The sequence below is a fragment of the Actinokineospora cianjurensis genome, assembly GCF_003663795.1.
Classification (GTDB): domain Bacteria; phylum Actinomycetota; class Actinomycetes; order Mycobacteriales; family Pseudonocardiaceae; genus Actinokineospora; species Actinokineospora terrae.
Genome location: NZ_RCDD01000001.1, coordinates 2079309 through 2092107, shown reverse-complemented (window position 1 = coordinate 2092107; position 12799 = coordinate 2079309). Strand labels below are relative to the sequence as shown.

Sequence of the window (12799 nt, the reverse complement as noted above, 5' to 3'; positions counted from 1 at the left end):
AACCACGGATGTCCGGACCCGGGTCGACCGACGAGCTGGTCACCGCGCTGCGCCAGTCGGTGCGCGTGATCGACCGGCTCGAGGACAGGCTCGCCCGCGCCCGCGAGCCGATCGCGGTGGTCGGCCTGGCGTGCCGGTTCCCCGGTGCGGCGTCGGCGGCGCGGTTCTGGGAGCTGCTGCGCGACGGGGTGGACGCGATCACCGAGGTGCCGCCGGACCGGTGGGACGTCGACGCCTTCTACGACCCCGATCCGGACACCCCCGGCACGATCAACACGCGCAGCGGCGGTTTCCTCGCCGACGTCGACCGGTTCGACCCGCTGTTCTTCGGCATCTCCCCCAAGGAAGCCGCCCGGCTGGACCCGCAGCACCGGCTGCTGCTGGAGGTCACCTGGGAGGCATTGGAGGACGCCGGGATCGCGCCCCGGTCGTTGCGCCGGACCAAGACCGGCGTGTACGTGGGCATCGCGGAGAACGACTACGCGCGGCTGGTCGAGGATTCCGGCGAGCTGGAGCACTACGACGCCACCGGAACGGGGTTCTGCTTCGCGTCCGGCCGGATCTCGCACGTCTTCGGCTTCCAGGGCCCGAACATCGCCGTCGACACCGGGTGCTCCAGCTCGCTGGTGGCCATCCACCAGGCCGTGAGCGCGTTGCGGCTCGGGGAGTGCGACCACGCGGTGGCCGGGGGCGTGCACCTGCGGTTGGCACCAACGACATCGTTGTCGCTGGCCAAGACCCGTGCGCTCGCGCCGGACGGCCGGTGCAAGACCTTCGACGCGTCCGCTGACGGGTTCGGCCGCAGCGAGGGGTGCGGGATGATCGTCCTCAAGCGACTCTCGGACGCCGAGCGCGACAACGACACCGTGCTGGCGGTGATCCGCGGGTCCGCGGTCAACCACGACGGCCCGGCGAGCGGGTTCACCGTGCCGAACGAGGGCGCGCAGGTGTCGTTGATCCGGGACGCGTTGCGCAACGCCGAGGTCGAGGCCGGTGCGGTCGGGTACATCGAGGCGCACGGCACCGGGACCGCGTTGGGCGACCCGATCGAGGTCGGCGCGCTGGACACGGTCTTCGGCAAGAGCGCGCACCCGGTGGTGCTGGGCGCGGTGAAGAGCAACATCGGCCACACCGAGGGCGCGGCCGGGATCGCGGGCGTGATCAAGACGGTGTTGGCCCTGCGGCACGGGGTGATCCCGCCGAACGTGCACTTCACAAACCCGACCCCGCACGTCGACTGGTCGCGGCTGCCGTTCGAGGTCCCGACCGCGCTCCGGCCGTGGGCCGAGCACCGGGTGGCCGGGGTCAGTTCCTTCGGGATGAGCGGCACCAACTCCCACATCATCCTCGCCGAGGCACCAGAGCAGCCCACAGTAGACAGTCCGAACCGACCGAGGGTGCTGACGCTGTCCGGTCGCACCGAGCAGGCACTCGCCGACGCGGCGACCAGGATGGCCGAGTTCCTGGACACCGGGCCGCCGGCCGCCGAGGTCTGCTTCACCGCCAACACCGGCCGCGACCACCACGAGCACCGGCTCGCTGTCACCGGCAGCACCGCCGCCGAGCTGGCCGAACGGTTGCGGGCAGGCGCGTCGACCGGCCATGTGACGACACACCAGGCACCGCCGAAGGTCGCGTTCCTGTTCTCCGGTCAGGGATCGCAGTACGCGGGCATGGGGCGGGAGCTGTTCGAGGGGGAACCGGCGTTCCGGGCGGCGATCCTGGAGTGCGCCGAGGTGGTGGACCGCCTGGTCCCGTTGCTCTACGAGGGCGGCGACCTGGACCGCACCGACAACACCCAGCCCGCGCTGTTCGCCGTCGAATACGCGCTGGCCAGGATGTGGCAATCGTGGGGTGTGCGGCCGGATGTCGTGCTCGGGCACAGCGTGGGCGGCATCGTCGCGGCCTGCGTCGCGGGCGTGTTCAGCGTCGCGGATGGCCTGGCACTGGTGGTCGAGCGCGCCCGGTTGATGCAGGCCCAGCAGCCCGGTGTGATGGCGGCTGCCCGGGTCGCGGAAGACGTGGTGGCGCCAGTGGTAGCCCGGTTCCCACTGGTGTCGGTGGCGGCGGTGAACGCGCCCGGCGAGGCGGTGGTGTCCGGTGACCGCGACCAGGTGGCCGCGGTGCTCGGCGAATTGGGTGTACCGGGCAAGTACCTGCCGGTGTCACACGCGTTCCACTCGCCGCTGATGGCCCCGGTGGCGGACGGGCTGCGGGCGGCCGCGCGGAAGGTCAGCTTCGCCGCGCCGGAGATCACCGTGATCTCGGACCTGACCGGCGAGGTGGTCGAGGACCTGGCGGACCCGGAGTACTGGGTGCGGCACGCGCTGGAGCCGGTGCGGTTCGCCGACGGTGTCCTGGCGGCGCACGCGGCGGGGGCGCGGGTGTTCGTCGAGGTCGGCCCGAAGCCGGTGCTGTTGGCATCAGCGCAGCTCAGCGCGCCGGACGCGACGTGGCTGCCGAGCCTGCGGCCCGGGCGCGACTGGGCGGAGCCGTTGACGACAGCGGCGGAGCTGCACCTGCGGGGCGTGCCGGTCGACTGGTCCGCTGTGGACGGTGGGCACCGGAAGGTCACCATCCCGGGTTACCCGTTCCAGCGGGATCGGCACTGGCTGGCGGCCAAGCCGCAGAACAAGGGGCGGGTTCGACCGCTGCTGGACGTGCGGCTGCGGTTGCCCGCGCACCGGTCGACGGTGTTCCAGTCGGAGTTGACCGCGACGGACTTCTTCGCCGAACACCGGGTGGGCGGCCGGGTCGTGTCACCTGCGGCGGCGCACGTGGCCATGGTCGCGAGCGCGGCCGAGGTGCTCACACCCGGTGATGTGGTCCTCACCGACGTGGTGTTCCCGGAGCCGTTGGCGTTGGCGGCCAACCAGACCGTCCAGATCGAGCTGACCGGCAACGACTTCCAGCTGATCAGCGTGCCGGACGACGTGGAGGCCGCCGCACCGGTCCATGCTGTCGGGTCGATCGGACAGGGGAAGGCGGCTCGTGGCGAGCCGCTGGAGGCGATCCGAGCGCGGGTGACGGCGGCGGTCTCGGCTGACGAGCTGTACCAGCGGCTGGCCGATGGCGGTATCGACCTCGGGCCGCGGTTCCGCTGGCTGACCGAGGTGCACACCGGCGATGGCGAGGTCTTGGCCGCCGTGACGAGGCCATCCGGCACGCGGAAGGTCGCCCCTGTCCACCCGGGACTGTTGGACGCGTTGTTCCAGGCCACCGAGGCGCTGTCCGGTGATGGCGCGCGCGTGCCGTTCGCGGTGCGCAGCCTGTGGATCGGGGCGGACGCCGATGCCCGGGGGCGTTGGGTGCACGCCCGGCGCTCGGGTGAGCGCTGGGACATCGACCTGCTCGACGCGGACGGCGCACCGGTCGTCCGGGTCGAGGGGTTCGAGGACCGCCCGGCCCCCGCGCTGACCCGCGCCTGGACCGATTGGCTCCAGGAAGTCCACTGGGAACCGGTGGCCAGCGACTCGAGTGCGGCCAGCCGCGTGCTCGTGATCGGCGAACCGCTCATCCCGGGCACGCAGACCCGAGACCCGCGTCATCCGGTCGACGGCTTCGACTCGGTTGTCTACCTCCCCGACACCACCACGGATGACGCCGCGGCACACGCGCACCACGTGACCACCGAACTCCTGGCCTTGGTGCAGCACCTCACCAAGGAACTGGTGCCACCGCGCCTCTACGTCGTCACCCGCACCGCACAAGCCGTCGCGCCCGGTGACCTCCCCGACCCGGCCCACACCGCGCTGTGGGGGCTGACGCACACCATCACCGCGGAACACCCAGAGCTCCAGGCGACCACGATCGACGTCGACTCCCTCGACGCCATCCCGTTCGGCACGGACCACCCGCACAACGCGGTCCGCAACGGCGTCAACCACATCCCGGTCCTGCGCAAGGCCACTGTGGACCTCTCCGGTCAGCCGATCCGGCTGGTGCTCGACTCCTACGGATCGCCGGAGAACCCGCGGTCCGAGCCGGTGGCCCGCCGTGAGCCGGGACCGGGTGAGATCGAGATCGAGGTCGCCGCGGCCGGGCTCAACTTCCGGGACGTGCTGGTGTCGCTCGGCATGATGGGCGAGCACTACCCCGCCGACGCGAGGCAGGTCCGGCTCGGGTTCGAGTGCGCGGGCACGGTGGTCGCCGTTGGCGCACAGGTGGACGTCTTCGCGCCTGGTGATCGGGTGATCGCGATGGCCGAGGGCGGGTTCGCCGACTACGTGACCGTCGACGCCGGGTATGCGACCGCCCTGCCTGCTGGGCTTTCGTTGGCGCAGGGGGCGACGATCCCGTTGGCCTTCCTCACCGCCCAGTATGCGCTGACCAGGCTCGCCGAGCTGCGGGCCGGGGAGCGGGTGCTGATCCACGCCGCGTCCGGCGGGGTCGGGCAGGCGGCGGTGCAGATCGCGTTGGCGCTCGGTGCCGAGGTGATCGCGACCGCCAGTGAGTCCAAACGGGACGCGGTGCGGGCGCTGGGGGTCACGCAGGTGCTGGACTCGCGGTCGACCTCGTTCGCCGAGGGGTTGGCGCCGGTCGACGTCGTGCTCAACAGCCTGACCGGGGAGTTCATCGACGCGGGCCTGTCGGTGCTCGCCGAGGGCGGCCGGTTCGTCGAGATGGGGAAGCTGGACATCAGGTCGCAGGTCCGCGCGGACGTCGGGTACTTCCCGTTCGACCTCGGGGATGACGGCGAGCTGGACCCGGCGCTGGTGCCCGGGTTGTTCGCCGAGGTCGCGGCCGGGTTCGCCTCGGGAACACTTCGGCCACTGCCGGTGACGACCTTCCCCCGGACCGACGCGGTGGGGGCGTACACGTTCATGCAACGCGCCCGGCACGTCGGCAAGGTCGTGCTGACCTTCGACCGACCGGTCCAACTGCGACAGGACGGCACGTACCTGATCACCGGTGGCCTGGGCGCGCTAGGGCTGCGGACAGCCCAGGAGTTGGCGGATCGCGGTGCCGGACACCTCGTCCTGACCAGCCGCAGGGCACCCGGTCCAGAGCAGGAGGCGACGATCGCGGCCCTGGGTGTTCGGGTGGATGTGCGGACAGGGGACCTCAGCGATCGGTCCACTGTGGAGAAGATCCTCGCCGAGTTCGGCCAGCTGCGAGGGGTCGTCCACGCCGCCGGTGTGCTCGACGACGGCATCCTCGCCCACCAGAGCGCCGACCGGTTCCACGCCGTGCTCGCGCCGAAGGTCGACGCCGGTTGGCACCTGCACGAACTGGCCGGTGACGTGGACTTCTTCGTCGGGTACTCCTCGATCGCCGCGCTCCTCGACGACGGCGGCCAGGGAAACTACGCCGCCGCAAACGCTTTCCTGGACGGTCTCGCCGCGCGCCGCCGCGCCGAGGGCAAGCCCGGCCTGGCCCTGAACTGGGGCCCGTGGGCGGAGATCGGCATGGCCGCCCACACCGAACGCCTGGCCGACACCCCGCTGATCCCGCCAGCAGAGGGCGCCGACGCCGCCGTCAGCCTCCTGGGCTCACCAGCAGCACAACTGGTCGTCCACCCAACGTCAAGGTCCACTGTGGAGCATGCTCCAGTCATCTCGACGCGCCCCGAGAGTCCTCAGGCACTGCTGGATCACCTGAACCAAGAACTGGTGCGCCTGCTCGGCCTCCCACCGGACTACCGGGTCGACCCGGGCGCGGCGTTCACCGAGCTGGGCATGGACTCGCTGATGGTGGTCGAACTCCGCAACCGCCTGCACCGCGCCCTGGACGTCCCCTTGGCCGCGACCGTCGCCTTCGACTACCCCACCGTCGCCCAACTCCGCGACCACCTGGTCGATCTCCTCGACCTCACCACCTCGGACCCGCGCGCCGAACTGGACGCGCTCCTCGGCGACTTCCCGGAGGGAGCCCTGTGACCACCGCCGACGACCAACGCCTGCACCGCGCCCTGTCCGCGATCCGCACCCTCCAAGGCCGGGTGCGCGAACTGGAGTCAGCCGACTCGCCCATCGCCATCATCGGCCTGGGCTGCCGGTTCCCCGGCGCGCCGGACCCGACCGCCTACTGGGAGCTGCTGCGCTCCGGCGGCGAGGCGATCTCCACCGTGCCGGAAGGGCGGTGGGGCGGCGGCACCGAGCGGGGCGGGTTCCTGGCGGACATCGCGGGGTTCGAGCCGGGGTTCTTCGGGATCTCGCCGCGTGAGGCCAGGCACATCGACCCGCAGCAGCGGTTGCTGCTTGAGGTCGCGTGGGAGGCGGTCGAGGACTCCGGGCGTGATCCGAGGTCGCTGGCTGGGAGCAGGACCGGGGTGTTCGTCGGGATCTCCGAGGCGGAGTACCTGCCGGTCATGCGGGCCAAGGCGGGCGGCCCGGTCCAGATGCACGACCTCACCGGCAACGCGCTGAGCGTCGCGAGTGGACGTCTGTCCTATCTACTCGGCCTGCGGGGCCCGAACCTGGCCCTGGACACAGCATGCTCGTCGGCGCTGGTCGCGGTGCACCTGGCCATCGCCAGTCTGCGGCGCGGCGAGTCGGACCTGGCCTTGGCGGGCGGCGTGAGCCTGATGGTGTCGCCGGACGCGTTCGTGGCGTTCGCCGATGGCAACGCGCTGGCGACCGACGGTCGGTGCAAGACGTTCGACGCGGCGGCCGACGGATACGGTCGGGGTGAGGGCGCCGGGGTGGTGGTGCTCAAGCGGCTCGACGACGCGATCGCCGCCGGAGACCCGATCCGGGCGGTCATCCAGGGCAGTGCGGTGAATCAGGACGGTCGCACCAATGGCCTGACCGCGCCCAATGGTCCCGCACAGCAAGAGGTCATCCGCGCGGCGCTGGCCGACGCCAAGATCGAGCCCGCGGCCGTCGGCTACGTCGAGACGCACGGCACCGGCACCCAACTCGGCGACCCGGTCGAGGTCGGCGCACTGAGCGCGGTGTTCGCGGGCCGGTCGACGCCGGTGCTGCTCGGCGCGGCGAAGACCAACATCGGCCACCTGGAGGCAGCGGCCGGGGCGGCGGGCCTGATCAAGGCGGTGCTCGCGCTCGGCCACCAGGAGATACCACCGAACCGCAACTTCCACCGCCCCAACCCGCACATCCCGTGGGACGCCGTGGCGGTGCCGACCGAGGTCACGCCCTGGCCGGAGGGCACGACGGCAGCCGGGGTCAGCTCGTTCGGCTTCAGCGGCACCAACGCACACGTCGTGCTCACCGCCGCGCCCGAACAGTCCACACCGGACGCACCTGACCGGCCACGGCACGTCCTCCCCCTGTCGGCCCGCTCACCCGAGGCTTTGCGCGACCTCGCAACACGGCACGCCGCCGCCCTGGAAGGCGCGCAGGACATCGGAGACCACTTCCACACCGCCGCGATCGGTCGCACCCGCTTCCCGCACCGGCTGGCCATCACCGCGTCGACCGGCGACGAGGCCGTCAAGGCGTTGACCCGATTCCTGGACGGAAGGCCGTCCGCTAGCGGCCAGGTAGACGAGCAGCCGCGCGTGGCGTTCCTGTTCACCGGCCAGGGTTCGCAGTACGCGGGCATGGGCAAGGTGCTTTTCGAGACCCACCCCGTCTTCCGGGACGCGCTGACCCGCTGCGACGAGAGCCTGCGCGCCCTCGACGTGCCGCTGCTCGACATCCTGTACTCGGACACCACCGGTCTCATCGACCGAACCGCCTACGCCCAGCCCGCGATCTTCGCCCTGGAGTACGCGCTGACCCGGCTGTGGGAGTCCTGGGGTGTGCGGCCGCACGTGGTGATGGGCCACAGCACCGGCGAGTTCGCCGCCGCCCACGCCGCCGGGTTCCTCGACCTGGACGACGCCCTCGCGCTGCTCACCCGGCGCGCTCGACTCATCGAGGACGCGACCTCCGGCGGCGCGACGGCAGCCGTGCTGGCCTCCCGCGAAGAGGTCGAGCCGGTACTCGCCCCGTTCACCAAGGTCGGGGTCGCGGGGGTCAACGGTCCACGTGAGACTCTGATCGCCGGTGACGCCGATGCCGTGGCCGAGGCGCTGATCGCGGCCAAGGCGTCTGGTTTGGACGGTCGTCCGCTCAAGATCCCGCACGCACCGCACTCACCGCTGGTCGAACCAGTGCTTCCAGAACTCGTGGCCGCCGCGGAGAAAGCCACCTATCGCGCGCCCACGGTGCGGATGATCTCGAACGTCACCGGCGGCATCGTCGAGTCGATCGATGCCGAGCACTGGCGCAGGCACACCCGCGAGCCCGTCCTGTTCGCCGACGGCATGGCGACGCTGGCGGGCGAGGGCTGCCAGGTCGTGCTGGAGATCGGCCCGCAGCCGGTGTTGCAGCTGCTGGGCAGGCAGAGCTGGCAAGGGCCGCCGGTGCGGTGGCTGTCGTCGCTGTGGGAGGGGCGCGACGACTGGAAGCAGGTCCTGCAGAGCGTCGCCGACCTCTACGCCGCCGGGGCCGAGATCGACTGGACCGCGTTCGACGAGCCCTACCCGCGCCGCCGGGTCCCGATCCCCACCTACCCGTTCCAGCGCGAACGGCACTGGTTCGACGAGCGAGCACGCCAGGAGGGGCTACCGGTGACCAGCGCAGCGCCAACATACACAGCAGCGCCAACCAACACAGCAGCGCCAACAAACACAGCGCCAACCAACACAGCGCCAACCAGCGCGGTACAGGCAGGCACGACCGACCGGCGGCGGGTGATCCTCGACGACCTGCGGGACCGGCTCGGCGCGGGTCTGGAGCTGGCCGACCTGCCGCCGCGCACCACGTTCGTCGACCTCGGCGCCGACTCGCTGCTGATCGCCAAGCTGATCCAGGACATCATCGACCTCTACAGGGTCACGTTGACCGTGGGGCACCTGTTCGACGAACTGGACACTGTCGAGGCCGTCGCCGCCCACCTGGACACAGTGGTGCCCGCCGGGCACCCGCTGCCCGGCCAGACCCCGATCGCGACACCGGCGGCTCCTGTCCTGCCGCCCACCCCGGTCGCCGTGGATGACCAGGACGCGGTGGGCAAGCTGTTCGCCACCCAACTGGAGATCATGTCGCGACAGCTGGACATCCTCTCCGGCGCGAAGACCGCACCCCAGCCCGTCCGGGCACAGGCCCCGAAGCCCGCCCCCGCCCCGGTCCGGGAGTTGACCGACCAGCAGCGCGATCACCTCGACGACCTGCTCGCCACCCACAAGAAGCGCACGGCGGGCTCGTTGACCCGCGCCACCGATCACCGGGCCATCCGGGCCGACACCCGGATGCGGTCCGTGCGCCCGGAGACCAGGTCGGTGTCGTACCCGATCATCGCCGACCGTGGCACCGGTGCGCGCTTCCACGACATCGACGGCAACGAGTACGTCGACATCGCCATGGGTGTGGGCGTGCTGCTCTGCGGGCACGACCCGGAGTTCGTCACCGCCGCCGTCACCGAGCGCCTCGGCCGGGGCTTGCAGCTGGGGCCGATCACGGACCTGGCCGACGACGTCGCGGAGCTGGTGCGGGAGCTGACCGGGATGGAGCGGATGTTCTTCGCCGTCACCGGCAGCGACGCCGTCCGGGGAGCGCTGCGGATCGCGCAGGCCAAGACCGGCAAGACCCGGTTCGCGATGTTCTCCGGCTCCTACCACGGCCAGGACGACCGGGTCCTCGCCCTGCCGGACGTCCTGGGCGACCCGGAGCGGTCGGTCCCGATGGCGCCCGGCATCGCACCCGGTGCGGCGGCGGACGCACTGGTGCTCACCTATGGCGCCGCATCCGCATTGCAGACCATCGAGTCGCACGCGCACGAGTTGGCGGGGGTGCTCGTCGAGCCGGTGCAGAGCCGGAACCCGACGTTGCAGCCCGAGGCGTTCCTGCGTGACCTGCGGGCGCTGACGACCCGACTGGGCATCCCGCTGATCTTCGACGAGGTCATCACCGGTTTCCGGGTGCACCCCGGCGGTGCCCAGGCGCACTTCGGGGTGCGGGCCGACCTCGCCACGTACGGCAAGGTTGTCGGCGGCGGCCTGCCGGTGAGCATCGTTGCGGGCAAGGCCGAGTTCCTCGACCAGGTCGACGGTGGCGACTGGGTCGACGGGCCTGGGCCGGACCCGGACAGCCAGAAGACCTACATCGGCAGCACCTTCGAGATGCACCCGTACGCCATGGCCTCGACCAAGGCCATGCTGCTGCACCTGCGCGAGCAGGGCCCCGACCTGCAACGACGGCTGACCGAGCGGGCGGCGGGGCTCGCCGACACGCTCAACGAGTTCTTCCGGGCCGAGTCGGTGCCCATCCGGGTGCTGCGGTTCGCCTCGGTGTTCCGGTTCGCGTGGAAGGGCAACGCCAGCTACGCCTACCAGCCGCTGGAGATCGAGGTCTTCCACTTCCACCTGCTCACCCGCGGCGTCTACCTGTGGGAGGGCCGCACCTGCTTCCTGTCCACCGCACACACCGACGAGGACATCGCGGTGATCATCACGGCCGCCAAGGAGGCCATCGCGGCCATGCGCGTGGGCGGTTTCCTGCCTGCGGTGACGCCGGTGGCCGCACCGATCGGCGACGAGCAGCGGGCGGTGCTTGCCCTGCCCGCCGGAACACCACAGTGGACAGTCGCCGAAGACGTCCTGCTGACGGGGGATCTGGATCTGGCCGCCCTCCGCGACGCGGTGCGGGTGGTCGGTTCCCGGCATGAGGCTCTACGGACGGTGTTCCGGGACGGGGCTGTGGTACTGCCGTTGGTCGACGTGCCGGTCGAGGAAGCCGGACCGGACTGGTGGGACCGGGCGTTGGCAGAGCCGTTCGACCTGGCCGCTGGGCCGCTGTGGCGGGTCGCGGTACTGCGGGTCGACGAGAACACCCACCACCTGGCGCTGCTGACCCACCACGTGATCTCGGACGGCTGGTCCATGGCGGTGGTGCTGGAGGAACTGGCCGCCGCGTACTCGGCTGCACGGCACGGCAAGCAGGTCGAGCTGCCGGACCCGCTCCAGTACCGGGACTTCGTCGACCGGTCGCGTGATCTGTCCACTCAGGAACGCTACTGGGCAGAAAAGTTCGCAGGTGGCTTCCCAGACACTGTGTTCCCCTCGGAGACGCCCTCGACGTCGCGGCGAGGCGAGCGGATCACCTTCTCCCTTGAGGACGTCACCACCGTCAAGGAAGCCGGGAAGAGTGCCCAAGCGACGCTGTTCATGGCACTGCTGGCCGGATACGGGCTGCTCACCCACCAGGCGACCGGGCAGGACGACATCGTCATCGGCGTGCCGCACGCGGGTCGCGGGTTCCCCGGCAGCGGCTCTGTTGTCGGCTACTGCGCCCACTTCCTACCCATCCGCAGCACGATCACGCCCGGTCTCACGGTCGGCGACTACCTGCGCCAGATCCGGGCTACGGTGGTGGCGGCGTTCGAGAACCAGGACGTCCCCTTCGCCCGACTGCACCCCGGCGACGACTACCCGGCGCCGCTGCGCACGGTGTTCAACCTGGACCGGTCCATCCCGGTGCCCGAGTTCGACGGCCTGACCGGCGCGTTCGAGCCGGTGCCCGCCGGGTTCGCGCTCGTCGACTTCCGGATCGACGGGATCGAGACCGGCACCGGCATCCGGTTCGACTGCGACTACCGGGCCGACTCGTTCGACGCCGCCACGGTGCGCCGGTGGTGCGAGCACTACCTGACGTTGTTGACCGCACTGGCAGACCGGGACCGCCCGATCGACCGGCTGCCCACCCCAGGAGACCCGCGATGACCAGCAGCCCGACCGTGGACAACCACACCGCGTTCACCGAGGTCCCGGTGATCGACATCGGCGCGCTGGTCACCGCCGACTCCGACCCGGCCGCGCGGCGGCGGGTGGTCGACGAGATCGGCGCGGCCTGCCGGGACGTGGGCTTCTTCTACGTCACCAACCACGGCATCGCCCCGGCCGACAGCGCCACGATGTTCGCCGCCGCCAAGGCGTTCTTCGCACTGCCGCTCGCGGACAAGATGGCGATCCGGCTCGGCGGCAACACCGACCAGTTCCGCGGCTTCGTCCCGCTCGGCGGCGAGGTCACCGCCGGCAAGACGGACTGGCATGAATGCCTTGACCTGCAACCGAAGTGGGGGCGCGACGCCGCGAGTGCGGCCACCGTGCGCGCCCCGCGCGACGGGCACCCGCTCGACGACCCCGAGCAGTGGCCGACCGCGCTGCCCGAGTTCCGCACCGTCATGATGCGGTCCTGGGACCAGCTGTGGGGGCTGAGCGCGCGGATCGCCGCCGGGATGGCGCTGAGCCTCGGGCTCGACGAGCACTTCTTCGCCCAGTACGAGGGTGCCGAACTCAGCGACCTGCGGATGGTGCACTACCCGCCGTTCAGCCGGGAGGCGCACCCGCACGCGCCGGACGGGGTCACCATCGACCAGACTGAACTGGGGTTCGGCGCGCACGTGGACTACGGGTTCCTCGCCGTGCTGCAACAGGACGGCGTCGGCGGGCTGGAAGTGCGCAACGCTGAGGGCGAGTGGATCGCCGCGCCGCACATCCCCGGCACGTTCCTGGTCAACATCGGGTTGATGATGCAGCGCTGGACCAACGACCGCTACCAGGCGACCTGGCACCGGGTGCAGATCCCGGGCACCAGCGACCGCTACTCCATCCCGTTCTTCTTCGAGCCGCGCTTCGACGCCGTGGTCGAACCGCTGCCGCAGTGCGTCGACGCCGACAACCCGCCGCGCTACGAGCCGTGCGAGTTCGGTCCTTACGTAGTCGATCTTTTCGCAAAAGCGTATGACTGAATCACTCTCTCCCACCACCCGCCCCCTCTTCCCCACCCGGCATCGTTCCCGACATGGCACCGTCCATCCGACACTGGTGCATCCGATATGTGAAAGATCCGTT

At 71.0% G+C, this 12799-nt stretch carries 3 protein-coding genes; all 3 read left to right on the top strand.

Annotated features, from left to right (window positions below; all coding sequences use genetic code 11):
* Nucleotides 1–8 precede the first annotated feature (8 nt).
* From CLV68_RS09570 to CLV68_RS09560, 3 genes are read left to right on the top strand one after another with little or no spacing between them, the layout of a single operon-like run.
* The gene (locus tag CLV68_RS09570; protein ID WP_121390018.1) at nt 9–5879 is read left to right on the top strand and encodes a type I polyketide synthase; all 5871 of its coding nucleotides are present in this window, start codon (nt 9–11) and stop codon (nt 5877–5879) included.
* The gene (locus CLV68_RS09565) at nt 5876–11668 is read left to right on the top strand and encodes a type I polyketide synthase (RefSeq protein WP_121390017.1); all 5793 of its coding nucleotides are present in this window, start codon (nt 5876–5878) and stop codon (nt 11666–11668) included. Before CLV68_RS09570 ends, CLV68_RS09565 begins: the two co-directional genes overlap by 4 nt.
* The gene (locus CLV68_RS09560) at nt 11665–12696 is read left to right on the top strand and encodes an isopenicillin N synthase family dioxygenase (protein ID WP_121390016.1); all 1032 of its coding nucleotides are present in this window, start codon (nt 11665–11667) and stop codon (nt 12694–12696) included. The genes CLV68_RS09565 and CLV68_RS09560 overlap by 4 nt, the downstream gene beginning before the upstream one ends.
* The last annotated feature ends 103 nt before the right edge of the window (nt 12697–12799 follow it).